Here is a 25,367-nt window from a genome sequence, read left to right as displayed (position 1 = left end):
TCATCTCTTTGGCCTCTTAACAGCTGTTTTTAACCACTTAGCCGATAATGCGACATGCAGATCGGCTTTTTTTGTAGGCTTTTTTGTGGAGGTAGGTAAATGATTTTAGAAACTCACGACCTGACTAAAATTTATAATGGCAAAAAAGTTGTTGACCAGTTGAACATTTCAGTTGCCAAGGGGACTCTGACGGCTTTTTTGGGTCCTAACGGTGCTGGCAAATCAACCACGATCTCAATGCTGATTGGAAAAATCGAACCCAGTAGCGGAGAGATCTGTTTTGCAAGTGAAAACAGTCAAAAACACCGTCCTAGAATAGGGGTTGTTTTTCAAGACAGTGTCCTTGACCAGGATCTGACGGTCCGGGAAAATTTAGTATCGCGAGCGAAAATGTATCGTATTCCTTTGGCAAACAGCATCGATAAATTGATCGCCGATATTGGGCTTGAGCGTTTTCAGCATCAAGCCTATGGCTCTTTATCCGGCGGTCAGCGTCGACGAGTTGATATTGCCAGAGCTTTGTTAAACAAGCCGGAAATTTTATTTCTAGACGAACCGACAACAGCCTTAGACATTCAAACGCGAACAGCTATTTGGGATTTGCTGCACGCTTTGCAGCGGGAAACAAACTTAACAATTTTTCTGACGACACATTATTTACAAGAGGCTCAAGAGGCTGATCAAGTCTATATTATCGACGATGGCCGCACGATCGCTCAAGGTTCAGCTGATGATCTAAGGCAGCACTACACCCAAAGTCTCTTGCGGATTCAGACTGACGATCTTGTCAAACTGATCAGCTTATTACCAAAAGGGACGCAGTCTCGTGAAGATGATGGCGTCTTGGTCATTAATGTGCAAGATGCCCAGACCTGTATCGGCTTATTGCAGCGATTAAAAACATCGATCAGTGAGTTTGAATTTTCACCGGGCACGATCGATGATGTTTTTTTGAATTTAACCGGCAAGGAGATCCGTTAATTATGATCAGCTTAGTAAAACGCAATTTAATTCGTTATTTTCGTCATCGATCCGGCGTATTTTTTTCGCTTCTAGGCGCCTTGATCTCATTTGTTTTATATATCATTTTTTTAAAAAATAATATGGTCCAAAACTGGTCGGCTGTGACACAAAGTAGTCAGCTATTGGATAGTTGGTTGATCGGCGGCACCTTGTCTGTCACGGCTATTACCACGACGCTGACCGGCTTAGATCCGATCGTGACTGACCGTGTCCACGGAACGCTTGATGATTTTTACCTGACTGATATTAGTCAGAATAAAATTAAAACAGCTTACGTTGTGTCGGCTGCAACGATTGGTTTTTGTATGCAGCTGTTCATGCTGGTTGTGATGTTTGCTTATTTTATTTTGACGGACCATATTCAATTTCCTTGGAATCGTTTAATGGCGATTATGCTATTAGCTCTGCTGAGTTCGATCTTCATGTCGGTCATCAATTTACTCGTGATACAATTCGTTGATCGTGTTGATACGATGGGCAAACTAGCTACGATTATCGGTACGGCCGCAGGATTTTTGGTTGGGACTTATGTGCCCATCGGGGCGTTGCCTGTTTTTGCACAAGACTTGGTCAAGCTGAATCCAGGCACGTATATTGCATCGCTTTATCGGCATTTGCTCATGGACCAGCAGCTGCGTATTTCTTTTGCAGCTTCGAGCCAGCATCTGCATACGTTTAAGGAGACCATGGGCATTGGTTTGAAATGGCAGCAGTTAACGACCTTTAATCAAGATTATTGGATCGTTTTGACTATGTTAACGATCGGCATTCTGCTGCTATTGCTATCGACTATTTTTAAAAAACAGCTGAAAATTAGTTAAGATAAAGCGAAGAGGATGATGCATTGAAAATCGAGTTTCAAAAAAACTTGCAACTTGCCGATGATGAGATATCGGTTGTGGTACAAGCCACCAAAAAAACGCTTGAAGTAAGTCATTTGATTGATTATTTGGCTAAATTTGGTCAGAATCATGCTGATATTTTGCCGATTAAAAGTGATGATCGAATCCTGATGGTACGCGCTGCGACGATTATCAAAGTAGAAGTCGGTCGCAATAGCCTGATGGTTTACAGTACTCAGGACAATTTTTCTGTTAATGAACGCCTTTATAAATTTAAAGAAAGATTTGATCAGGATAATTTTATCCAAATTTCTAAAAGCACGATGATCAATATTGACCACTTATTGTCTTTGGAAGACAGTTTTTCTGGCACAATGACGGCCATTTTAACTGGACAAATAAAAGCGAATGTCAGCCGCAAGTATTTAGCAGATCTTGCCAAACGGCTGGGACTGTAGGAGTTAATGATGAAATTTTTTAAAACATTCATGAATTATTTTTTTAACGGCTTGGGTTTTGGTTCTGTCACTTATTTAATTGTTTTAATGACCCGCTTCGAACCTGTAGCAGCCACGAGCAGAAATATCGCGAGTGTCTTGATTATGAGCGGTCTGATCGGCACTCTTTCAGCTTTATTTGATTGGGAAAGCCTGTCTTTTTTGCAGGCCTTGGTCAGCCACTTTTGTATCACTTTGCTTTTGGTGATCGGCATGGTTGTTTATAACGGCTGGTTATTTTACGTTTGGTACAAAGCTGCTTTTTGGCTCGGTTTTGTGTTGATTTATATTTGTATTTGGGCCGTTATCGAGTTCAAGTTAATGCTGAAAGTTAATCAGATCAATCGTGTTTTAAAGGAACGCAAGCAAAAGAACTAGCCGCCATTTGAAGAATTGATTATTTTGTCCGGATTGCTAACATGATTTAGTCATTAGCAAGATGGATGTGCTAAACTCTGACATATTAATTGGAAAGAGGGCACTAATTTGTTAATCGATACTCAAGTGACGCGTAAAGCGACCAACTGTATAAAATGGAATGTTCGTCATGATTTAAATGATGATGAACTGTTGCCAATGTGGATCGCAGACATGGACATTGCCACAGCTCCTTGTATCCGTTTGGCGCTCGAAAAAGCTCTTGGTGAAAAGGTCTTAGGTTATTTTGAAGCAAGTTCGGCTTTTTTTAAAGCCATTTGTGATTGGGAAGAAAAACGGCATCAGGTCAGCTTGCAGGCGAAACAAATTTTGTTATCACCGAGTGTGACAACAGCTTTATCTTTAGCCATCAGACATTTGACAAAACCAATGGACAAAATTCTTGTTTTTTCTCCTTTCTATCCGCCTTATAAGACGATTATTGAGGCCAACCATCGCCAATTAGTTGATCTGCCCTTAGTGATCAAAGATGGTCAATATACGATCGATTTTGATCAATTGGCACAATTTTTCTCTGACTCTGCCATGACAGCTATGATCATGTGCAACCCTCATAATCCTGGTGGCCGGGTCTGGTCTGCTGACGAGCTCTTAAAAGTACAGCAATTGGCAGCAAAACATCATGTTCTTATTTTTGCAGACGAAATTCATAACGATATTAGTTATCCGGATTTACCAACCAGTTCGATGTTAAATGATCAAGTTGATCATGTTTTTCAGCAGCAGACGCTTGTTTTCAAATCCGCTACAAAAGCTTTTAATCTGGCCGGTGCTAAGGTTTCCTTCATCTTTGTAAAAAACGAACATTATCGAGAAATTTTACAAAACGCAATCGAACAAGAACAGTCAAATGAAATCAACACACTCGGCTTAGTCGCAACGCGCGCAGCCTATGAACAGGGATTGCCTTGGTTAAATGCTGTTACTGCTTATTTGGAGGACAATCGAGATGCTGCCTTGGATTATTTGGGGAAATATTTGCCAAAAATAAAGCCAATGAAAACAGAATCCACTTACCTTCTTTGGCTGGATTTTTGTAGTTATCACTTGACTGATAGACAGCTGGCAGACGGCTTAACTAAAAAAGCTCACCTATTCTTAAATGCTGGATCCGATTATGGCCATGCTAGTGAGGGATTTATGCGTTTGAACTTTGCCGTTGATCGTAAAGTTTTGTCGGATGCCTTAAGGCGTTTAAGCAAATTTGATCAGTTGTATCGTTGATTAAAATGTTTCACTCACAATGGCAGCAAGCTTATTCTGCCAGTCAATTTTTGGATAACGCCTGCTTAAGGCGTTTTTTAATATGCGTTTAGCGAGGTTGCCGTTACGGGTCAGGATCGGTCCGTGAAAGTAAGTGCCATAGACGTTTTTATAGATCACACCCTCAGTCTTGTCATCACCATTATTGCCATTGCCAGAGATGACAGTGCCCAGCGCTTGTTCGCCTGGGCCGAGAAAAGTACGGCCTTGATGATTTTCAAAACCATGATAGTTTTCACCTGTCTGATTATTTTTAATCTGAATATTCCCGATCAGCCGCTTGCCACGCATATCATCACGCAGCTCTGTCGAGTTCAGATTGACTGTGTGGTGTGTCATGACTGCGATCCCTTGGATGATACTGCCGTCAGCGAATTCCATCGTGCGTCCAAGCAGTTGAAAACCACCACAGACTGCCAGTAAAGAGCCGTCGTTTTCAATATACGCTTTGAGCTGATCAGCTTTATTTGGCAGATCTTTAGCAGTGACAGATTCTTCGTAATCTTGTCCGCCGCCGAAAAGCACAAAATCGTAAGCATTAGCCTGAAAAACATCGCCAAGTGAAACAAGCGTATAACTGACCTTAACGCCGATCTGCTCGGCATAATATTTGAGGGCGATCACATTACCGTAATCACCGTAAGTGTTCATAAGATCACCGTATAAATGTGCGATTCTCAATTCATAATCAGCCATTAGAAACTCTCCTTTGCTAATCCAGCTTTGGCTAATTCTGCACGAAACATGAGCATACTTGTGTAAGTGGCCGCAACGTAAACATTTGTTGTTGGCAAAGCTTGAATATGATCGAGCAGTTTGCCAAAATCCTTCTCAATGATTTGGTCTTTAAAGCCGGCCATTTTTAAGCGAACACTAAAATCTTTGTAACGCTGTCCGCCAACAATTATTTTCGCTAATTTTGTCTGATGCAGTTTTTCAAATTCAGCATCGAAGATCCAACTAGTATCGATACCATCAGCGTAATTGGCATTTAACAAGGTCACCAAACTAAAAGGCTGAGGGTCGGTCATCATCATATCAATGACAGAATTGGCACCGACTGGGTTTTTGATCAGCACAATTGTCAGCAAATGATTGCCGATTTTCAATTGTTCTTGGCGACCAAAAATACGCGAATCAGCGTTTAAAGCATTAAAGATATCTGGACTGCTAATTTGAAATTCACGTCCTAAAGAATAGGCAGCTAAAGCATTATAGATATTATAAAGGCCGCCGAGCGGTAGGGTGAAAGCATTTTTATCGATTTCGAATTCAGATTTTTCTGGTGTAAGCTGAGTTATTTTACTGACCGAATATTTAAGCTCAGGCCGTTTAAAAGAGCCGTCTTTTGTGAAATAATCGCCCAAATTGGCATAGGTCAAAGAGCGGTAATGCAGTACTTGATCGTCTGTCGGCGCTAAAGTACCATCCGTGTTATTGGGTGCTCGTAGATCCTTGTTGGATTTCTGATCACTAAAGCCAAAGTAAACGGCTTTATTCGGATAAGTTTTTCTAGCAAAAATCGGTGAATCACCATTAGCCAGTACTTCAGCCTTTTTTGCCGTGTTGATACCATCAGTAATTTTTTTGTAAGTGGTATATATTTCGCCGTAACGATCCATTTGATCACGAAAAATGTTTGTCAACACAAAATGTGTCGGTTGCAAGGCTGCCGCGACTTGTTTGACATTAGCTTCATCGACCTCTAAAACAGCGATCGGCAGACTGCCCTTATCAAAAGCTGCCATGATTTGGCCCCGTTGAGCCAACAGGGCAGCGACAATACCTTGGATCATGTTAGATCCAGAAGGATTGGTCACGATTAGACGATTACTTTTCGATAACACACGAGCACAGAGCGCAGTTGTTAAGGTTTTGCCATTAGTTCCCGTCACGATCACAGTTTGTAATTTACTGCTAAATTCTTTTAGAATATCGGGATCTAATTGATAGGCAATTTTGCCTGGCAGTGAAGTACCGCCGCGATGAAGTATTTTATGTAAAAATGTGTAACTGAATAAGCCAGCAGATAGGGCAAACTTGCTTCTAATAGTCATAAATAAATTATAGACTAGCCGCCAAAACATCACTGATATAATTAAAAACATGACACAGTTATTTTTTGAATATGGCGCAATGGGCTCTGGCAAGACGATCGAAATTTTAAAAGTGGCTCACAATTACGAGCTGCAAGGGAAAAAGGTCCTGCTCATGACGCCTGATGTCGATGACCGTGCTGGTGTTGGTGTGATCGCCAGTCGGATCGGCTTAAAGCGTGCAGCTGTGGCGATCCATAAAAGTGATGACTTATTTGCTGAAGTCTTAAAAAATACAGATGATTTAGCAGCAATTTTAATTGATGAGGCGCAGTTTTTAGCAGCAAAACAAGTTGACCAGTTGGCACAAATTGTCGATGAGTTGAATATCCCCGTGATGACTTTCGGCTTGCGTCAAGATGCCTTTAACCATCTTTTTCCGGGCTCAAAAAGACTTTTTGAGATTGCAGATAAATTAGAAGAGATGAAAACCATTTGTACTTTTTGCGGTAAAAAAGCCATTACTCAGCTGCGAATTGTTGATGGCCAGCCGCAATATGAAGGTGATCAAGTGTTTATTGGTGGCGATGAGGCTTATGTGCCGGTGTGCCGTAAGCACTGGTACCATCCTGATCAAAAGCGTCTGGCTGAATTGTTTGATACAAAACAACATGCTGCTAATTAAAGTTCAAATGTGAAAACATCATTTATTTTAAAAATTCCAAGTGGACTTTGCTTGTTCATAATAATATTTGGTCAAATTAAAAAAAGAAGTTTTTATGAAAAAAAATTATGTAGCTATTGATATATTGGTCTTGCTTTTATTAATATCAACCTTTTTGACGCATAGCGGCCATGGCAATGCGGCAACTTTATCGACTCACCAGGAAAACTATTGGCAGCTGGTTTTGACATCTACGTACTTTTTGCCTTTTTTGTTACTTGTCATTTTGTTGTTGCTGGCTTTATTTTTACAAGTTAAGCAAGCAGGTTAAACTGTCATTTTACTTGTCAGTCTAGCATTAGTTGTCCATCTTGCTATTTTATTGTCGACAATCAGCCCATTTTTCCCAGTCTTTTTTCAAGGAAGATTTGCATCAACAGCTGGCATATTTTTCACTTATACTTGGGGGCTATTAATTGACCTACTACTGTCTATCATTTTGTTGGTCGTATTGGTTCGTAAAAGCGTCATTCAAGCTAAAAAAACAGACTCTAGGGTCTGTTTTTTTAGCTTGAATTAGATGCTAGATTCAATTAACGATAGAGAACTGGCACACGTGAACTAACTGTTTTAGCAACGATGACGATCATGGTGATTTTGATCAGACCCGGTACGATGAATGGCAAAACACCATTAGCGATAGCTGCGGCCGGTGTGATCCCCGTGACTAGCATGAGCCAAGCGGCACCGATGAAAAGTTGAACTAGGGCTGCAGAGGCGTTAGCAAGGCCGATTTGAAGAGTTGATCGCGACTTCTTTGTAATCAGTTTCACCAAGAGGATATAAAGTAGAAATCCCCAGATGTAACCTCCGGTCGGGCCTAGGACAACGGCCAAACCGGCATGGGCACCGGCGAAAAATGGCAAACCGGCAATGCCCATAAGAATATACAGGCTTAATGATTGAACACCGATACTAAGGCCAAAGACGCTGGCGATCAGGCCAACAGCTAAGGTTTGCCCTGTAATGGGAACAAAGCCCAAAGGAATTGTAATTTGTGAGCTGAGTCCCAAGAAAAGAGCCAATATGAGAACCAAGCACGCTTTTTTTAAAGTTTGTTTATTCATGATAGTTTCCTTCTAGAAGATTTAGTTTAGTAATTTCACCGCTTGTAATCGTCAGCAATTGGCCATCAGTTGTTTTTAAGATCAAACCACCTTGACTATTAATTTGTTCTGCATGACCGACCAGCTGTTTGCGATTCACAACGACTGTGACAGTTTTATCGAGTACGAGCGAATGTTTCCGGTAGTCTTTCAGAAAAGCGCCAGTGCGGTAGCTTTTGTACATTAGAAAAAACTGATTCAAAATTTCAGCAATTAATATATTGCGCTTTGATTTGCTGCGTTTAGCGATTGGACCGGCCTTATTGATCAATTCGCTTGGCATTTTGCTTTGATCCAAGGTTAGATTCAGACCAATGCCGACAATGATCGACGCGATACGTCCGGACTCCAAATCTGTGACAGCCTCGGTCAAAATGCCGCCGCATTTACGATTATCCAAAATAATATCATTGACCCACTTATATTTAACTTGCCGATGAAAAACTTTTTTAATCGCAAGACCAACTGCAACAGCTGTTCCTGTTGTTAAAAGCCCGGCGGCAATTTTTTCTTTATCGATCAAGGGCAGGGCAATACTCATATAGATCCCACTTTTGGCCGGTGAATAAAATGACCGATTTTGCCGACCATAACCGGCTGTCTGCTGGTTGGCGATCACAACTGTTGCTTTTTTGAGATCGGTTGTCAGCAATTGTTTGGCAATAGTATTAGTAGAAGATACTTGATCAAAAACGTTGATCGTGAGATTTTTATTAACCGTGAGCATGTTTTGAATCAATGACTCGTTTAGCTGGTCGTCCATGATCAATCGGTAGCCTAGGCCGTGATGGCTTTCGACAGTATAGCCTTTATCTGCAATTACTTTCATATTTTTCCAGACTGCACTGCGAGTCAGTGAGAGTTTGGAAGCTAATTTGGTACCAGAAAACCATTCTTCGGGATATGAACTGAGAAAAACCAGTAGACGCTGCCAAGTCGGCATGTTGTTTCACCTCCAATTGTCAACCAATTATCAACTAAAGGTCGACAATTGTCAATAACTTGTTTTGATAGTTGAACTAAATTATTAGAAAATAGTATGTTGAATTTTTTTGTAATTTCAGTGCTTTTAAGCCGTTAACAGGGGGTTTATGGGCTAAAATGACCGTTTGGTATTTTGACAAAAGTTTGACAATTATTTAGTCGCTTGTTAGTATACAAAACACAAACACTTTGATGTTTGAAATAAATTTTAAGGAGGTTGTCTGGTGTTATTGAATGCTCAGCAAATTGCTGATTTAATTCCAAACAGATATCCAATTGCCTGGATCGATGGTGTCACGAAGTTTGTTCCTGATGAATCGATCACAGCCGTCAAAAATGTAACGATCAATGAGCATTTTATGCATGGCCGAAAAGACTTGTTAGCACTGCCTAATATCTTTTTGATTGAGATGCTGGCACAAGCGGCATCAATTTTAATACTTAAATCACCTCAATTCGCACATAAGACGGCTTATCTCGGCGGAATCCACTCGGCTCGTTTCCAGCGGTCAGTAACTCCTGGCGAACAGCTTGAATTTACAATTTTACTCACAAAAGTTCGTGAAAACATGGGTGTCGTTGATTGTACGGCTTTAGTTGGCGATGAAACGATCTGCCAAGCACAGCTGCTGTTCGTGGTTTCGCCTGAAGCCGCTTCACCTGCGATTGAAGCCGGCAAAGCCGATTGATGATATTTTATTATTTGAATGTCAAAACAAAAAAAGGCGATGACGATGAGTGACCTAAATGATTCAAAAATTAAAAAAATCAGTGCTCTGCTGATAGAATCCTACAATGGCATTATGCAAGTTGAAGAAAAGTATTTGAAACGAACACAGTTTCGCGACATCACAGTAAAAGAAGTTCATGCGATCGATGCGATTACGATGTACGACCACAAAACGACAACAGCTGTTGCGAGACAGTTGCGTTTATCACCTGGTACTTTAACGGCATCGGTTGATAAATTGGTTCGTAAAGGTTACGTCATTCGTTTACAATCTGCCGATGATCAGCGTGTCATTCGATTGGGGCTAACACGCCGCGGCCGGCTGATCTACCGCGCTCACCAATCTTTTCATCGACAAATGACTGAGAGCTTTCTCTCGGACATGGATGCAGACCAAGTCGATATCATTGAACATTCGATGCTGAATCTGCAGACTTTTTTACAGATTGCTGATGAGGAAGGTCAGGCTGATGAAGACAATTAAAATTGTACAAACTGCTAGCCAGCTGCCGCAAAAAATTGTGACCAATGATGATCTAGCCGAGATCATGGATACTTCTGATGAGTGGATTCATAGTCGAACCGGTATTTCTGAACGCCATATCGCTGTGTCGGAAACCACCGCTTCGTTAGCTGGGGATGTGTTAAAAAAAATATTAGCTCAAAGCGGGGTTGCAGCTGACCAGATTGGATTTGTGATCGTCGCCAGCATGAGTCCGGATCAAATGGCGCCTTCAATGGCCGCTGAAGCCATCGTTGCAGCCGGATTAACTAATGCTTTTGCTTTGGATGTCAATGTGGCCTGTTCAGGCTTCGTTTACGCACTGACCCTGGCTGATGGTTTGATCAACACCCTGGATGCTGATTATGGCGTTGTGATCGGGTCTGAAACGCTATCGAAATTGATTGATTGGCAGGATCGCAGTACGGCCGTGTTATTCGGCGATGGTGCTGGCGGCGTCCTAATAAAGGCTGTCGACGGACCAAAAAGATTATTAGCTGCCGATTTGAAAACCTTTGCTGATCAAGCCGATGCTTTAACTGCTGGACACTTATGGTCTTCGGAAGTTTGGCATCAGCCCAAGCATGAAAGCCGTTATTTTCACATGGATGGGCACGCTGTCTATTCCTTTGCTACACGGCAGGTGGCGGCTTCTATCAAACGTGCTTTGGATAAAATTCCGAATGATTTGGCTGATGTTGATTATTTTCTGCTGCATCAGGCTAATCAACGGATCATTGATAAGGCAGCCGATCTATTACAGCAGCCTGCCGAGCGTTTTCTCAGTAATGTCAGTCATTATGGCAATACATCAGCCGCCAGTATTCCGATTTTATTGGACGAAATGGTACGTTCTGCTGTTATTCAGCCCGGCCAATTGCTAGTTTTAAGCGGCTTTGGTGCCGGTTTGAGTGTTGGCAGCATTGTTTATAAATATTAGAAACATCATTAAATTTTGGAGGACATACAAATGTCAAAAGAAGAATTATTCAATAAAGTAAAAGCAATTATCGCTGATCAGACTGGCGAAGACGAAAGCAAGATCACAATGACAACCGATATTAAGAAGGATCTTGATGCTGATAGTCTGGATATTTTTGAGGTCATGAATGAAATTGAAGATCAATTGGACGTTAAGATCGAAGTTGAAGAGAACTTGAACACAGTTGGTGATCTGGTTGATTTTGTTGAGAAACAGTTAGCTAGCCCTAAAGGAGAATAATCACTATGGAATTAAGCCCATTTTTCAAATCATTGGATTTGCGCTATCCGATTTTTCAAGGCGGAATGGCATGGGTTGCTGATGGTCGTTTGGCAGCAGCGGTTTCAAATGCAGGAGGCATGGGCATTATTGGTTCCGGTCATGCTTCGGCGGATATTGTCCGTCATGAAATTGAAGTAGCCAAGTCGCTTACGAACAGACCTTTTGGCATCAATGTCATGCTGTTATCACCACATGTTAAAGAAGTGATCAAAGTCATTTTAGAAGAAAAAAATTCGGTCGCTCTTGTGACAACTGGTGCCGGCAACCCGTCAGAATACCTTGGTAGTTTTCAAAAAGCAAATATTCGAGTGATCCCAGTCGTACCTTCCACAGGGATGGCACGTATTATGGCACGTGAGGGTGTGGATGCTGTGATTGCTGAAGGTATGGAATCCGGTGGGCATATCGGCCGCATGACGACCATGGCATTAGTGCCACAAGTTGTTGATGCTGTTGATATTCCAGTCATCGCTGCTGGTGGTATTGGCGATGGCCGTGGTTTAGCTGCTTCTTTGATGCTGGGTGCTCAAGGTGTCCAGATGGGAACGCGTTTTCTTGTAGCTGAGGAATGCCATATTCATCCGCAATATAAGGAAGCTGTTTTAAAAGCCAAGGATATTGATACTTTAGTTACTGGAAAATATGCGGGGCATCCAGCACGTGTATTGAAAAATAAAATGTCTGTTGACTTTATTCGCCATGAAAAGACTGAAGCACAAAAGACTGAACCCGATTTCAGCGGTGTCGAAGAATTAGGCAATGGCAGTCTGCGCAGGGCTGTTCAAACAGGCGATCCAGTCACGGGTTCATACATGGCTGGTGAAATTTCTGGATTAGTCAATAAGGAACAGACTGTGGCCGAAATTCTTGAAGAAGTCACAAATCAAGCTGATAAAACATTAGGGGGCTACGCTCATTAAAATTGCTTATTTATTCAGTGGTCAAGGTGGGAAAATTGAGCCACTTGATGACACACTCTACAAAAATTCAGTCCAGTTCAGACAGATTTTCGATGATGCCAGCACGGAATTCGACACTGATCTATGGCAGCTTTGGGCTAGCGGCGATCAGCGTTTATCACAGACACGTTTTGCCCAACCGGCTATCTTGACCTTGAGTCTAGCTCTGCATAGTGTCATTTCAAAGCAGCTGCCTGATGCTGTTGCTTTGGCTGGTTTGAGTTTGGGCGAGTACAGTGCTTTGATTGCCGGAAAAGGATTGGATTGGCCAACCGGTTTTCAATTGATCACAAAACGTGGTCAGTTGATGCAGGATGCAAGCGAACATTTTCCAGGTGCCATGGCCGCGGTTATGAGCCAAGATACAGATTTGATTGAACGAGTCTGCCAAGAAGTTGCTGGCGAAACTGGTTTGATCGTGCAAACGGCTAACTACAATTATCCAAAACAGACTGTTATTGGCGGCGAAAAAAAAGCTGTTCTGCTGGCCGTTGGCGAGCTGCATAAGCAAGGTATCGCACGCATTGTCGACTTGCCTGTCAGTGGTGCTTTCCATACACCTTTGATGGCTTCTGCGAATCAGCAGTTTGTAACTGAATTACAATCAGCAGCTGTGTCTGAGCCGGAAATACCAGTTATTAGCAATACAACTGGTCAGGCATTTACGAAAAAGACGATCAAAGAGACTTTGGCCAAACAAATGGTACAAGCAACGCGTTTTACAGATTGCCTGCTGCAAATGGGTGGTTTAGGTGTCACGACCGTGATCGAATTAGGCCCTGGACATTCATTGACGAGTTTTGCGAAAAAAACTTTGAAACTTGAAGGCTATTATGCTGTTAGCGATGCTGATTCTTTAAATGCAGCAGTTTCAGCTTTAAATAGCGTATCGAACTAAGGAGACCCTATTTGATGGATTTACAAGGTAAAACAGTTTTAGTTACGGGTAGTACGCGCGGCATTGGTCTAGCAATTGCTGAAGCTTTTTATGCAGCTGGATGTCGTGTTGTGATCAATGGCCGCAAAGCAGTGTCCGACGATGTGCTTGCACATTTTCCAGATTCCAAACGTGTCTTGGCGATCATTGGTGATGTGGCAGACCAAACACAGGCACAAGCGTTGGTCAGCCGAACGATCGAACACTTGGGGCAACTGGATGTACTGGTCAATAATGCAGGAATTACACGGGATATGTTGGCTAATCGTATGTCTTTAGAGGATTTTAAAGCCCCGATCGAAGTTAATTTAGTCGGCAGCTTTAATGTTAGCCAAGCAGCTTTAAAGCCTATGTATCATCAGCGCAGCGGCAGCATTATTAATCTTGCTAGTGTTGTTGGTTTGGTAGGCAATATTGGTCAGATCAATTACGCTGCCAGCAAAGCTGGTTTAATCGGCATGACGAAAACGCTTGCCAGAGAAGCGGCTAGGCGGCATGTACGCTGTAATGCGATTGCGCCAGGCATGATCCAGACGGATATGGTTTCTGTCTTAGCTGAAAAAACACAGGCACAATTAAAAGAACAGATTCCGCTAGGTGATTTCGGTTCACCAAGAGTTGTTGCTCAAACGGCGGTTTTTTTAGCAGAAAATGATTACATAACGGGCCAAGTCGTCACAGTTGACGGCGGTTTAACAATGGTTTAAATGATTTTAGACAAATGGAGGAACTTATGACAAGAGTAGTAATTACCGGTATGGGAGCTGTAACGCCCCTTGGCAGTTCGGTTGCCGAATTCATTGCAGGTTTACGCCAGCAGCGAGTTGGTTTTCGCCCGATCTCGACTTTTGATCCAAGCGCTACTGGCGTTAGTTTGGCTGGAGAAGCAGCTGGTTTCGATCCGCTCATTCGTCTTCGAAAAAAAGATTTGAAACGAATGGATCGTTTTTCACAATTTGCTGTTTATTCAGCCCTAGAAGCTTTTGAACAGGCTGGTTTAACAGAAAATGCTCCTGATCCGGAAGCTTTTGGTGTGATTTATGGTTCTGGAATTGGTGGTTTAACAACAATTCAAGAACAAGTTATTCGTATGCATGACCTTGGCGATGATCGTGTTTCACCAATGTTTGTACCTAATTCAATAGCCAATATGGCTTCTGGTAATTTGGCCATCCATTTTAATGCACAAAATGTTTGTATGACAATTGTGACAGCTTGCTCATCGGGTGCTAACGCAATTGGCGAGGCATTCAGAGTCATTCAGTCTGGTCGTGCAGATGTCATGCTGACAGGCGGTTCGGAAGCTTCGATCAATGAAATCGGTATTAGCGGTTTTGCTGCACTTTCAACGTTATCCAAGTCGACCGATCCAACTAAAGCATCGCTGCCCTTTGACAAAAACCGCAATGGTTTTGTTATGGGTGAAGGTGCTGGAACACTAGTTTTGGAATCGCTGGAACATGCTCAGGCACGCGGCGCCCATATTTTGGGGGAGCTAGTTGGTTATGGTGCAACTGAAGATGCTTATCATATTACAAGCCCCGATCCAGCTGGTACACAAGCCGCTAGAGCTATGAAATTGGCTATCAAAGAAGCTGGTTTGCAAACAGAACAAGTCGGCTATATCAACGCTCATGGAACCGCAACTGGTGCTAATGATTCAGCTGAGTCAACTGCGATCAACCAATTATTTGGTGATGCATCGTCAGTTCTTGTCAGCAGTTCTAAATCAATGACGGGTCATTTGTTGGGAGCAGCCGGTGCGATCGAAGCCATTGCGACTGCTACGGCTTTAAGCGATGGCCAGCTGCCAGTCAATGTCGGCATTACGGAACAAGATCCAGCCTGTCCAGTAAATCTGGTGACAGAAGACAATGCTGAGACGCAGGTCGATTATGCCATTAGTAACTCTTTTGGTTTTGGCGGTCATAATGCGGTTTTGGCTTTCAAAAAATGGAGCGATGACTAGTGGACGAGAAAACGATCAAAGATTTGATCGAACAGATCAATCAAAGTTCAATTCGTGAATTCAGTTTGTCAGTTAACGGTGTTGATCTTTATTTGTCAAAGAATACAGAGAATCATGCTAAAAACGAAACAGCAAAGAATCCTGTTTCAAAAACGAAGCCGGCATCGGATGAACCATCAGACGACCTAGCGACGACGAAAACCGACACTCAAGTTGCTAAAAAAATTGATGACCAGCAAACAACTACGATTAACTCGCCTTTAGTTGGTGTAGCTTACCTGCAAGCTGATCCAAAAGCTGATCCCTATGTGAAAGTGGGCGATCAAGTCCAGGCCGGGGATGTTGTCTGTCTGATTGAAGCCATGAAAATGATGACGGAAATCAAGAGTTCAGTCAGCGGCAAAGTGTGCGAAATTTTAATCGATAATGAATCAATGGTTGACTATGATCAGCCTTTGGTCAAGCTACAAAAGGAGGAATCAAAATGACAGAAGAAATTGTAATGACAGCGACTGATATTCAGGCCGTTTTGCCTCACCGATACCCGATGCTGATGGTTGATCGTGTTTTGGAATTAGTGCCAGGAGAACGCATTACGGCACAAAAAAATGTCACGATCAATGAAGAGTTTTTTCAAGGACATTTTCCGGGAAACCCAGTTATGCCAGGTGTTTTAATTGTTGAATCATTGGCTCAAGCCGGTGCGATCGCGCTGTTGAAAATGGATCGTTTTGCAGGGAAAACGCCTTATTTTGGCGGTGTGGATAAAGTGAAGTTCCGCCGTATGGTACGTCCTGGCGACACTTTAAAGTTGGAAGTGACTTTAGATAAATTAAAGGACAACATTGGCAGTGCTCATGCATTGGCAACGGTTGACGGTGAAAAAGCCTGTTCCGCAGAGCTACTTTTTCTGATCGAGTGAGGTAAATTAAATGTTTAAACGTGTTTTGATTGCTAACCGTGGTGAAATAGCGGTTCGGATTATTCGAGCATTGCGCGAAATGCAAATTGAATCAGTTGCTGTTTATTCGACAGCTGATCGAGACAGCTTATTTGTTAAATTAGCAGATATCGCTGTTTGCATTGGTGGACCGCAGCCTAAAGATTCCTACCTTAATATTCAAAACATTGTCAGTGCCGCCGTTCTTTCTGGTGCTGATGCGATCCATCCTGGATTTGGTTTTTTATCTGAAAATGCCGAATTTGCCAGGGTTTGTGCTGAATGCGGCGTTGTTTTCATCGGTCCTAAAGAAGCCACGATTGAGTTAATGGGCAATAAATCCAACGCTCGCAATACGATGAAAGCGCACGGCATTCCTGTAATTCCTGGCAGCGATGAAGCGATTACGAGCATCGATCAGGCCTTGGCACTAGCGGATAAAATTGATTATCCGATCATGTTAAAAGCAGCGGCCGGTGGCGGTGGCAAGGGTATTCGGGTCATCAAAGATCGCAAGGACCTCATGAAAAAATTCCCTGCTGCGCAACGAGAAACAGAATTGTCTTTTGATGATCAATCAATGTATATTGAAAAAATTATCGAAGAACCCAAGCATGTTGAAGTGCAAATTATGCGCGATTGTTTTGGTAACGTACTGGCTTTCCCGGAACGTGATTGTTCGCTGCAGCGAAGCCACCAAAAAATGGTGGAAGAAAGCCCGTGTTCTGTTATAGACCAATCTGAGCGTGATTATCTATTGTCGGTTGCAAGAAAGGCGGCTGATACGATCGATTATTTGAATACCGGTACTTTTGAATTTTTAATGGACAAACAGCATCATTTTTATTTTATGGAAATGAATACGCGTTTGCAGGTTGAACATCCGATCACGGAAATGGTGACCGGTATTGATTTAGTCAAAATGCAGATTTCTGTTGCCGCTGGTGAAAAATTAGGATTGACGCAGGCAAATATTCACATTCATGGTACAGCTATTGAATGTCGGATCAACTCGGAAGATCCTGTTCACAATTTTCTACCGCAGGCTGGCCGGATTAAGTCGCTTCATTTCCCACTCGGCTGCCCGGGCGCGCGTGTTGATTCCGGCGTTGATTCCGGTAGTACTATTTCGCCTTTTTATGATTCGATGATCGCCAAATTAATTGCTCACGGTCCCACTCGACAAGAGGCTTTAGCGATCATGGACCGCATGTTGTCGGAAATGTCGATAGAAGGAGTTACGACTAATATTAAATTTCAGCAAGCCTTGATGCATTCGCCCGCCGTTGTAAGCGGCAATGCAACAACTGATTATATTGAAGATGATTTTTTGCCAACATGGATCGATCACTTGGCCGAGGAGAAAATAAATGACTTGGTTTGATCGCCTAAAAGATTATTCAAAACAGCAGACTGATAAACTGCTGAATCGCTATTCAACACAGATACCCTTGGGAATCTGGCGTGAATGTCCTAAATGCCATAACCGTTTTTACTATCGTCGTTTTGGCAATTTCGATGTCTGCCCGCAATGTGGCTATGGTTTTCGCCTAACCGCTTACAAAAGATTGAAACTCTTGACGAAAGATTATGTCCAATGGGATATGGATCTTGTGACAAAAGACCCGCTTCATTTTCCGGGTTATGCAGATAAACTACAGCATGCTCAGAAAACAACCAAATTAAACGATAGTGTCTGGACCGGTTTGGCACTTCTTGAAAAAAAATCCGTTGCTTTAGGCATTATGGATCCTTATTTTATTATGGGCAGTTTAGGTATGATTACAGGTGAAAAACTGGCAAGGTTGTTTGAACGAGCAACGCTTCACGAATTGCCAGTTATTTTATTTACAGCTTCTGGCGGTGCACGTATGCAAGAAGGCATTCGTTCTTTGATGCAAATGGCGAAAGTGACAGCAGCTGTTAATCGCCACAAAGCGGCAGGTCTTTTATACATAGTGGTTTTGACTGATCCGACGACTGGCGGCGTAACGGCCAGCTTTGCTATGGAAGCTGACATTACGATCGCAGAGCCAAAAGCTTTGATCGGTTTTGCGGGTCGTCGCGTGATCGAACAAACCATGAACCAAAAATTACCAGATGATTTTCAAAGTGCTGAACAATTGCAGAAGAATGGTTTTGTAGACGAAATCGTGCCGCGAGAAAAATTAGCGGATGAGTTGCTGCAGCTGCTTTCACTGAATCAAAATGATGTTTGGAGGACTGATTATGGCAAGTGATCAACAATTATCAGCCGCTGAAGTTGTGAAACAAGCCCGCAGTGATGATAAAACAGATAGTTGGCCGCTGATCAACCAATTAGTGACCGATTTTCATGAATTCCATGGTGATCGAAACACAGCTGATGATCCAGCTATCATTGCTGGTATTGGTTATCTTTTGGATAAACCGCTGACCTTGATCGCAACTCAAAAAGGTCATGATGTCAAAAGCAGATTAGCAACGCATTTTGGTAGTCCTGAACCGTGGGGTTACCGAAAAGCAATTCGTTTGATGCGGGAGGCTGAAAAATTTCATCGACCTGTTTTAACTTTGGTCAATACACCTGGTGCTTTTCCAGGCGTTGATGCAGAACAAGCCGGTCAGGGAGAGGCGATCGCCTCATCGATTGCGACCATGATGAGTCTTAAAGTGCCGGTTATTGCAGTTATATTTGGTGAAGGCGGCAGCGGTGGTGCGTTAGCTTTGGCCAGCAGTGACCGTGTTTGGATGACGGCGCATAGTGAGTATGCTGTTTTGTCCCCTGAGGGCTTTGCTTCGATTTTATGGAAGGACGCTAAACGCTCGGCGGAGGCTGCCGAAGTGATGGGTTTAACACCGCATGATTTGTTGGATGCTGGCGTTGTTGAACAGATTCTGCCGGAACCTTTGGATATTGCTGGTTTAAAACAGCAGCTTTTTTCAGCATTCAGCGAGTTATTTGCGCTGAGTCCTGAGCAATTAGTCGAACAACGTTATCAACGTTTTCGCAAGTTTTAAAGACTGCTTTTTTCAAAGAACATCTATCTTATACTGATATGGATGGATAAAATTTTCGCACAAATCCAAAATGTCGTTGATCGTTTTGATGAATTAAATGAATTGCTTGCTGATCCAGATGTTATTTCCGACAGCAATAAATACACGGAGTATGCCAAAGAACTCGGTGCGATCACACCAACGGTTGAGGTTTATCGCCAATACGAACACATCACAGCTCAAATCGTTGAAGATAAAGGGCTGCTTGCTGATAAGGAAATGGCTGATTTAGCGAAAACAGAATTAGCCGCTTTAGAGCCACAGCAGACAGTTTTATCAGAAAAGCTGAAAATTTTGATGATACCCAAGGATCCTAATGATGATAAAAATATCATCATGGAAATTCGTGGTGCTGTTGGCGGGGACGAAGCTAATTTATTTGCCGGCGATCTCTTATCAATGTATGCACATTATGCGCAGTCGCAAAATTGGCACTTTGAGATCGTTGATGATACGCCTGGCGAGGCTGGTGGTTTTAAAGAAGTTGTGGTCAATATTTCTGGAGAGAATGTTTATAGCAAATTGAAGTTTGAATCCGGTGCTCATCGCGTGCAGCGCGTTCCTGTCACGGAGACTCAAGGCCGAGTCCACACGAGTACTGCCACAGTTGGTGTGATGCCGGAGTTTGAGGATGTTGACACAGAAGGTCTAATTGATCCCAAAGACGTCAGAGAAGATGTGTATCGTTCCTCTGGTGCTGGTGGCCAGCATATCAATAAAACCAGTTCGGCTGTTCGGCTGGTTCATTTGCCAACAGGGATTAAAGTTGAAATGCAAGAACAGCGTTCCCAGCAGCAGAATCGCGCCAAAGCTTGGCAAATTTTGCGTTCGCGTGTCTATGACCATTTTGCTCAGGAAAATCGTGATGAATACGATGAACAACGGCGCAGCAAAATTGGCAGCGGCGATCGTTCTGAGCGAATCCGTACTTATAATTTTCCTCAGAATCGGGTGACTGATCACCGCATCAACTTTACTTTGAACAAATTAGACCGCGTCATTAATGGCGATTTGGAAGAAATTATTGATGCTTTGATAATTGCAGACCAAGCTAAGCGCCTAGAAGCGATGATTTAACTATAATAAAAGTTAATGGCTACTTTACGTCAAATTAGAAATGATTTTTTTAAAACGTCAGTTGATTTTCAAACAATCGACGTTTTTTTGCGTGGTGAATTAAAGTTGAACAATACGGAGTTGCTGCTGAAATTTGCTGATGATATTCCCAAGCAGACTGAAAATAAATTGAGAACCGATTTTAAAAAAGTCGAGTCTGGTCATCCGGTACAATATATTTTGGGTTTTTCGAATTTTTACGGGCGCAATTTCTTCGTTGATAAACGTGTGCTGATTCCAGAAGTTGAGACGGCTGAACTGATCGATCATGTTAAAGATGCTGTGCTGCTGCCTTTGGATCAAGATTTTTCAATTCTTGATGTGGGCACCGGCAGTGGCAACTTGGCGATTACGCTGGCGCTGGAATTAAAGGCGAAAAACGTTTTGGCCGTTGATATTGACCATGATGCGCTAGCCGTTGCACAAAAAAACTCGCAAAGATTATCAGCGATGCAGGTACGCTTTATGAAATCTGATTTGTTGGCAAATGTGAACGGACGCTTTGATTTGATCGTTTCTAATCCACCTTATGTCAAGACAGATGAAACAGACATTGATGATCAAGTGCTTAATTTCGAGCCGCATAAAGCCTTATTTGCCGGTCAGGATGGCTTAGATATTTATCGTCGCTTGATTCCTCAGATGACGATGCATTTAAAAGCGGATGGTTACGCAATTTTGGAAATGGATTATCGTCAAGGAGATGCAATAAAAGCATTAATTAAAGCGAACTTTCCCAAAGCTGAGGCAACGATTTTTCAAGATATGGCTGGATTAGATCGATTTATTGGATGGAGAAATTAAAAATGACATTAGTATTGAAAACAACTGACGAGGATTTGCAGACTGCGGCTCATATTTTAGCTGACGGCGGCGTGATCGCTTTTCCGACCGAAACTGTTTACGGCATTGGCGCCGATGCAACCAATTCTGCAGCTGTCGAAAAAGTTTTTCTCGCCAAAAATAGACCTCACGATAATCCTTTGATCGTCACCGTGTCTGATGAAAATATGTTGTGGCGGTTTGCTAAAAAAAATCAGCGAGCCGAGAAATTAATTAGCAAATTTTGGCCGGGTTCACTGACACTGATCCTGCCTTTGATTAGCGATGAACTGCTGCCGCATAATGTGACGGCAGGTTTGAAAACGGCTGCCTTTCGCAATCCGGAAACCGCAGCAACACGTACTTTGATCGGCTTATTGAAAAAACCGATCGTTGGTCCGTCAGCAAATTTGTCCACGAAACCGTCACCGACTACAGCGGAGCATGTTCTACACGATATGGCTGGTCGCATTGATGCGGTCATTGATAATGGTCCCACGACGGTCGGTGTCGAATCAACGATCGTTGATCTGTCGGTGAAGCAGGCAACGATTCTGCGCCCAGGGATCGTAACAGCTGATGATATTGCTGAAGTCCTGGCTGAGAAAGTAATTGATCCAGTTGGTCCGATCTCAGTTGCTGCCGGGATGGCACCCAAGGCACCTGGCATGAAGTATCGTCATTATGCGCCTAGCAAAGAAGTCGTTATTTTCACTAAATTAGACATAGGTGATCTGAAAAAAAACTTGCAAAAGGGGGATGTCGTTGCGGCTTTAGATGATAGTTTGGCCAGATTAGAAATTGGCAGGCAGGATTCTTGGTCTTTGGGCGAGACAGCTGCCTCGGCGACTGAAGAATTGTTCTCGGCTTTAAGATTTTTTGATGATCAAAAAGAAGTGAAACGAATTTATGTCGAAGGCCTGCCCCTTCAAGGTATTGGCGAGGCGTATATGAATCGTTTGGAAAAGTCAGCTGGTGGTCAACATTTCGAGTCTAAATGATAGTATAGAAAAGGGTTTTAAAAAAATGTCTAAATTTACAGTAATTGATCATCCGCTGATTCAACATAAATTGCGAATTTTACGCGATAAGAATACAAGTACGAAAGATTTCCGCGACTTAGTTGACGAGATCGCGACTTTAATGGCTTATGAAGTCAGCCGCGATATGCAATTAGAGGATGTTGAGATCGATACACCCGTAGCTCATGCAACAGTTAAGCAATTAACCGGCAAAAAAGTTGCGATCGTACCAATTCTGCGTGCCGGTCTTGGCATGGTTGACGGTGTTGTTAAATTGATTCCGGCGGCAAGAATTGGACATATCGGCATGTACCGTGATGAGAAGACTTTAGAACCGCACGAATATTTTGTTAAGCTGCCAGAGGACATTGATAAGCGTGAAGTCATCGTAGTCGATCCAATGCTGGCGACTGGTGGTTCTGCCAAGGATGCGATTGCTGCTCTGAAAAAGCGTGGCGCTAAGTATATTAAATTAATGGTCCTTGTTGCTGCGCCGGAAGGCGTTAAAGCTGTTCAAGCGGCTAATCCGGACGTTGATATTTTTGCAGCTGCACTTGATGATCACTTGAATGCAAATGGTTATATCGTGCCAGGCCTTGGCGATGCCGGTGATCGCTTGTTTGGAACAAAATAATTTCAGCCGCTCTGGCGGCTTTTCTTTTGAGGTGATATGTTTGAAAAACGTGCTTTAAATATCAAAGGTGCCAGTAATTTCCGTGATTTAGGCGGCTATATAGGTTTTGATGGTCGGAAGACGACATGGGGCAAGAATTTTCGAGCGGCTGCTTTAACGCATTTGACCAGTCATGATTTAAAAGTTTTAAAGCACCATCGTATTCATCAAATCATTGATTTTCGAACGCTAGATGAGCGCTTGAATGATCCGGATATTTATCCAGACTCGGTTGAGGATATCGAGCTGCCTGTTTTAGACGAGGATACAACTTACTCAACGCTCAGCCGCGAACAAATGCACCAGCTTGCACACAGTTCGGGTTTTGCCTATCAGCAAATGATGCAGACTTATGAACGTCTGATCACAGATAATTTTTCCCAAAGGGCTTACCGACAGTTTTTTAATTATTTATTAGCAAATGAAGAGGGCGCGATTTTATTTCACTGTACAAAAGGAAAAGACCGTACTGGCGTGGGGACGGCCCTTTTTTTGACTGCTTTAGGTGTCGATAAAGAGACTGTTTTTCAGGATTATGTCTTAACGGATGATTATAATCAGACAGAAAATGAGGCTGAATTAGCACGCTTAGTCCGTCACCAGGCCAGCGAGATTGATATTGATAATTTTAAAGGCTTTTGGCTGACGGATCGAGATTATTTGGAAAATGCTTTTTCGGCAATGATTCAGCTAGCTGGCAGCCCGGAAAATTATTTAAAACGCTATCTTGACCTTGATCAGGATCAGCTGGATCGTTTGCGCGATAAATATTTAGATTAGTCTGGTAGCAAACAAGAGACGATCCTCACCTTAGCCAAGTACTTTAACGATTTTCCCCGCTCGTAATTGAACGTGCAACACCTGATTTTCTGCGATCTGTTGGTCATTGTAATGATGAGCGATTTCAATAATCGTTTGTGGTAATTGATAAATAATATTTCTTAAACGTTCGGAATTACGATCATCGAGCGCCGCTGTGATCTCGTCTAACAATAGTAGGGGGCGTTTTCTCAATAGGGCGCGTGCGATTGACAGTCTTTGTTTTTGACCACCGGAAAGATTTTTACCTTCCTCACCGCACTGATAGTCCAGTGGGTCATTGCTTAGTTCTTGATCGAGATTGACCTCTTTTAAACTTTCTACTAATTGCTGATCAGAAAAATTTTGATCTAGTGTGAGGTTGTCACGAACACTAGCGTCAAAAACCCAATTCTGCTGCGTAATGTAGGCGTAATCATTGGCGCGAATCTGCTGCTGACCAAGCGTGATGCTGCCTTTTTGTGCCAGCAGCTTATTCGTTAATAAATTTAAAAAAGTCGACTTGCCGGTACCGGAATCGCCGCTCAGAAGCAGCTTTTCGCCATAAGGCAACGATAGGGAAACATCATCCAAAATCGCATGATTTTTGTAAGCAAAGGAAAGATCCTTGATCGTTAATTCTGGTTTGCTAGGTAATGGCGCTGCTGACGACTGGTCATGTGTCTCGGCATTTGGAATGATTGCTTGTCTTAACGCGTGTGTCGCTTTGATTGCAGAAAAATATTGAATTGCTGATCTTAAATTGCTGACAACACTGCTGCTGCTTGACAGCAGGGTGATGATCGTACTGATCGTGACATTAAAAAGGCCAACTTGACGAAAATACAGGCCGAAAGCCAAAGGGCCGATCATTGAAACCACAGCCAGCAGCCAAGCGAAATATTGAAACAAAAACTGTTTATTATTTAATGATTCGTAGTCATTTTCGCTGCCAACAAGTTTGTTGTTAGTTGATTTTAAAATCTGTTTCTCAGCTTGGTAATTTTTAATAATATCAACACCAGCTAAGACTTCTTTCAGACGACCCAGATAACTTTTGTTGGCATTCGACCATTTTAAAGAAGCTCTGTCCAGCATTGCACCGCCAAAGATAGATGGCAATATACTTAAGGCTGCAAAAATCATGCTAATGATGGCTAAAACGAAATTTATTTTTAAAACAAAGAAAGCTGATGCGATTGCTGCAAAGGCTGACTGCATCAACATTGCTAAACTTGAAAAATAGCGCTGCTCGATCTGCTTGGCATCGGCTGTAATTTGATTTAAGACTTTATTGGTGTCTTTTTCCGAATAGCTGGTCAGAAAAGCATTTTGGATCAGCGCTTTTTTTCAGGCGATATTCAAGTACTTATCAGCGCTATTTTGTAAGCGGATGAAAAGATACAGACTGGTATAGATAAAAAAATAAATCATAGCGAAACAACCAACAAATAACCAGATATTTTTAACGCCATTGGTTGCGATCGCTGTGATCTGTCCGAAAGCATAACCGTTGATCACGCCTTCAAAAGAACCGCCGATTGCAAATAAAATGACGAACAGCGATACCCACCAGGGTAGATTTTTAACGACCCATTTAAAATTCAGATTTTTATTAGCACTAGCCTGATTCATCCCGCTCATCTCCTGCATTGTCGACAATTGTACAACATAAATCACACA

Annotated in this window: 31 protein-coding genes; 25 read left to right on the top strand and 6 right to left on the bottom strand. The window is 42.5% G+C overall.

The annotated features are described in order from the left end of the window. The first annotated feature begins 99 nt into the window (after positions 1-99). From DLJ48_RS02300 to DLJ48_RS02280, 5 genes are all read left to right on the top strand, one after another. Positions 100-981, top strand: coding sequence for an ABC transporter ATP-binding protein (locus DLJ48_RS02300; RefSeq protein ID WP_128685550.1), 882 nt, complete (start codon positions 100-102; stop codon positions 979-981). Between the two features lie 2 nt (positions 982-983). After that, positions 984-1,844, top strand: a complete 861-nt coding sequence (locus tag DLJ48_RS02295; RefSeq protein WP_128685548.1) for an ABC transporter permease — start codon at positions 984-986, stop codon at positions 1,842-1,844. A gap of 23 nt (positions 1,845-1,867) precedes the next feature. Continuing rightward, positions 1,868-2,323 (top strand): LytTR family DNA-binding domain-containing protein, encoded by a 456-nt coding sequence (locus tag DLJ48_RS02290; protein WP_128685546.1) that lies wholly within the window; start codon positions 1,868-1,870, stop codon positions 2,321-2,323. A gap of 6 nt (positions 2,324-2,329) precedes the next feature. Beyond that, complete coding sequence (locus tag DLJ48_RS02285; RefSeq protein WP_128685544.1) at positions 2,330-2,740, top strand: DUF3021 domain-containing protein; 411 nt, start codon at positions 2,330-2,332, stop codon at positions 2,738-2,740. A gap of 108 nt (positions 2,741-2,848) precedes the next feature. Further along, complete coding sequence (locus DLJ48_RS02280; RefSeq protein WP_161566096.1) at positions 2,849-4,024, top strand: MalY/PatB family protein; 1,176 nt, start codon at positions 2,849-2,851, stop codon at positions 4,022-4,024. Here DLJ48_RS02280 and DLJ48_RS02275 read toward each other — a convergent pair whose 3' ends face one another. Together DLJ48_RS02275 and DLJ48_RS02270 are read right to left on the bottom strand one after the other, a co-directional pair. Next, positions 4,025-4,759 (bottom strand): type 1 glutamine amidotransferase, encoded by a 735-nt coding sequence (locus DLJ48_RS02275; protein ID WP_128685540.1) that lies wholly within the window; start codon positions 4,757-4,759, stop codon positions 4,025-4,027. Continuing rightward, entirely contained in the window at positions 4,759-6,120 is a 1,362-nt protein-coding gene (locus tag DLJ48_RS02270) for a MurT ligase domain-containing protein (protein WP_128685538.1), read from the bottom strand. The genes DLJ48_RS02275 and DLJ48_RS02270 overlap by 1 nt, the downstream gene beginning before the upstream one ends. 28 nt (positions 6,121-6,148) lie before the next feature. On the opposite strand from DLJ48_RS02270, the gene DLJ48_RS02265 reads away from it, so the two are divergent. Continuing rightward, the gene (locus tag DLJ48_RS02265) at positions 6,149-6,784 is read left to right on the top strand and encodes a thymidine kinase (protein ID WP_301711393.1); all 636 of its coding nucleotides are present in this window, start codon (positions 6,149-6,151) and stop codon (positions 6,782-6,784) included. Between the two features lie 94 nt (positions 6,785-6,878). Next, positions 6,879-7,094 (top strand): hypothetical protein, encoded by a 216-nt coding sequence (locus DLJ48_RS02260; protein WP_128685535.1) that lies wholly within the window; start codon positions 6,879-6,881, stop codon positions 7,092-7,094. Between the two features lie 262 nt (positions 7,095-7,356). Here the strand turns inward: DLJ48_RS02260 and DLJ48_RS02255 are convergent, their stop codons facing one another. Together DLJ48_RS02255 and DLJ48_RS02250 are read right to left on the bottom strand one after the other, a co-directional pair. Then, positions 7,357-7,890: a biotin transporter BioY gene (locus tag DLJ48_RS02255; protein ID WP_128685533.1), complete on the bottom strand. Its 534-nt coding sequence runs from the start codon at positions 7,888-7,890 to the stop codon at positions 7,357-7,359. Then, positions 7,883-8,872: a biotin--[acetyl-CoA-carboxylase] ligase gene (locus DLJ48_RS02250; protein ID WP_128685531.1), complete on the bottom strand. Its 990-nt coding sequence runs from the start codon at positions 8,870-8,872 to the stop codon at positions 7,883-7,885. Before DLJ48_RS02250 ends, DLJ48_RS02255 begins: the two co-directional genes overlap by 8 nt. A gap of 265 nt (positions 8,873-9,137) precedes the next feature. Here DLJ48_RS02250 and fabZ (DLJ48_RS02245) point away from each other — a divergent pair, with 265 nt between their 5' ends. From fabZ (DLJ48_RS02245) to DLJ48_RS02160, 18 genes are read left to right on the top strand one after another with little or no spacing between them, the layout of a single operon-like run. After that, positions 9,138-9,602: a 3-hydroxyacyl-ACP dehydratase FabZ gene (gene fabZ, locus DLJ48_RS02245; RefSeq protein WP_128685529.1), complete on the top strand. Its 465-nt coding sequence runs from the start codon at positions 9,138-9,140 to the stop codon at positions 9,600-9,602. 18 nt (positions 9,603-9,620) lie between these two features. Then, entirely contained in the window at positions 9,621-10,127 is a 507-nt protein-coding gene (locus DLJ48_RS02240) for a MarR family winged helix-turn-helix transcriptional regulator (protein WP_243148648.1), read from the top strand. Beyond that, positions 10,114-11,085 carry a beta-ketoacyl-ACP synthase III gene (locus DLJ48_RS02235; RefSeq protein WP_128685527.1) on the top strand — a complete coding sequence of 324 codons (972 nt, stop codon included), beginning with the start codon at positions 10,114-10,116 and terminating at the stop codon, positions 11,083-11,085. Before DLJ48_RS02240 ends, DLJ48_RS02235 begins: the two co-directional genes overlap by 14 nt. Before the next feature lie 30 nt (positions 11,086-11,115). Beyond that, on the top strand, positions 11,116-11,367 hold the full coding sequence (locus DLJ48_RS02230) for an acyl carrier protein (protein ID WP_128685525.1): 252 nt from the start codon (positions 11,116-11,118) through the stop codon (positions 11,365-11,367). Positions 11,368-11,372: 5 nt separating this feature from the next. Then, positions 11,373-12,329, top strand: coding sequence for a nitronate monooxygenase (locus DLJ48_RS02225; protein ID WP_128685523.1), 957 nt, complete (start codon positions 11,373-11,375; stop codon positions 12,327-12,329). After that, positions 12,325-13,266, top strand: a complete 942-nt coding sequence (locus tag DLJ48_RS02220; RefSeq protein WP_128685521.1) for an ACP S-malonyltransferase — start codon at positions 12,325-12,327, stop codon at positions 13,264-13,266. Before DLJ48_RS02225 ends, DLJ48_RS02220 begins: the two co-directional genes overlap by 5 nt. Positions 13,267-13,280: 14 nt before the next feature. Further along, complete coding sequence (locus DLJ48_RS02215) at positions 13,281-14,012, top strand: 3-oxoacyl-ACP reductase family protein (RefSeq protein WP_128685519.1); 732 nt, start codon at positions 13,281-13,283, stop codon at positions 14,010-14,012. A gap of 26 nt (positions 14,013-14,038) precedes the next feature. Then, on the top strand, positions 14,039-15,274 hold the full coding sequence (gene fabF / locus DLJ48_RS02210; RefSeq protein WP_128685517.1) for a beta-ketoacyl-ACP synthase II: 1,236 nt from the start codon (positions 14,039-14,041) through the stop codon (positions 15,272-15,274). After that, on the top strand, positions 15,274-15,762 hold the full coding sequence (accB, locus tag DLJ48_RS02205) for an acetyl-CoA carboxylase biotin carboxyl carrier protein (protein WP_128685515.1): 489 nt from the start codon (positions 15,274-15,276) through the stop codon (positions 15,760-15,762). Before fabF ends, accB begins: the two co-directional genes overlap by 1 nt. Next, positions 15,759-16,196 (top strand): 3-hydroxyacyl-ACP dehydratase FabZ, encoded by a 438-nt coding sequence (fabZ, locus tag DLJ48_RS02200; RefSeq protein WP_128685513.1) that lies wholly within the window; start codon positions 15,759-15,761, stop codon positions 16,194-16,196. The genes accB and fabZ (DLJ48_RS02200) overlap by 4 nt, the downstream gene beginning before the upstream one ends. A 10-nt stretch (positions 16,197-16,206) precedes the next feature. Further along, complete coding sequence (locus DLJ48_RS02195; protein ID WP_128685511.1) at positions 16,207-17,598, top strand: acetyl-CoA carboxylase biotin carboxylase subunit; 1,392 nt, start codon at positions 16,207-16,209, stop codon at positions 17,596-17,598. Further along, complete coding sequence (locus tag DLJ48_RS02190) at positions 17,585-18,454, top strand: acetyl-CoA carboxylase carboxyltransferase subunit beta (protein WP_128685509.1); 870 nt, start codon at positions 17,585-17,587, stop codon at positions 18,452-18,454. The genes DLJ48_RS02195 and DLJ48_RS02190 overlap by 14 nt, the downstream gene beginning before the upstream one ends. Beyond that, positions 18,444-19,214, top strand: a complete 771-nt coding sequence (gene accA / locus DLJ48_RS02185; protein WP_128685507.1) for a carboxyltransferase subunit alpha — start codon at positions 18,444-18,446, stop codon at positions 19,212-19,214. Before DLJ48_RS02190 ends, accA begins: the two co-directional genes overlap by 11 nt. A 42-nt stretch (positions 19,215-19,256) precedes the next feature. Further along, positions 19,257-20,330: a peptide chain release factor 1 gene (prfA, locus tag DLJ48_RS02180; protein WP_128685505.1), complete on the top strand. Its 1,074-nt coding sequence runs from the start codon at positions 19,257-19,259 to the stop codon at positions 20,328-20,330. 15 nt (positions 20,331-20,345) lie between these two features. Then, positions 20,346-21,173, top strand: coding sequence for a peptide chain release factor N(5)-glutamine methyltransferase (gene prmC / locus DLJ48_RS02175; RefSeq protein ID WP_128685503.1), 828 nt, complete (start codon positions 20,346-20,348; stop codon positions 21,171-21,173). Positions 21,174-21,175: 2 nt separating this feature from the next. Next, positions 21,176-22,192 (top strand): L-threonylcarbamoyladenylate synthase, encoded by a 1,017-nt coding sequence (locus tag DLJ48_RS02170; RefSeq protein WP_128685501.1) that lies wholly within the window; start codon positions 21,176-21,178, stop codon positions 22,190-22,192. Positions 22,193-22,217: 25 nt separating this feature from the next. After that, on the top strand, positions 22,218-22,847 hold the full coding sequence (upp, locus tag DLJ48_RS02165) for a uracil phosphoribosyltransferase (RefSeq protein ID WP_128685499.1): 630 nt from the start codon (positions 22,218-22,220) through the stop codon (positions 22,845-22,847). A 36-nt stretch (positions 22,848-22,883) separates the two neighbouring features. Then, entirely contained in the window at positions 22,884-23,666 is a 783-nt protein-coding gene (locus tag DLJ48_RS02160; protein WP_128685497.1) for a tyrosine-protein phosphatase, read from the top strand. Between the two features lie 30 nt (positions 23,667-23,696). On the opposite strand, the gene DLJ48_RS02155 is transcribed toward DLJ48_RS02160, so the two are convergent. Continuing rightward, positions 23,697-24,941, bottom strand: coding sequence for an ABC transporter ATP-binding protein (locus tag DLJ48_RS02155; protein ID WP_243148692.1), 1,245 nt, complete (start codon positions 24,939-24,941; stop codon positions 23,697-23,699). Between the two features lie 93 nt (positions 24,942-25,034). Then, entirely contained in the window at positions 25,035-25,319 is a 285-nt protein-coding gene (locus DLJ48_RS02150; RefSeq protein ID WP_128685494.1) for a hypothetical protein, read from the bottom strand. Positions 25,320-25,367: the final 48 nt, after the last annotated feature.

It is taken from the genome of Oenococcus sicerae (assembly GCF_004102045.2).
Taxonomy (GTDB): Bacteria; Bacillota; Bacilli; order Lactobacillales; family Lactobacillaceae; genus Oenococcus; species Oenococcus sicerae.
This window is presented reverse-complemented; position numbering and strand designations above follow the sequence as displayed.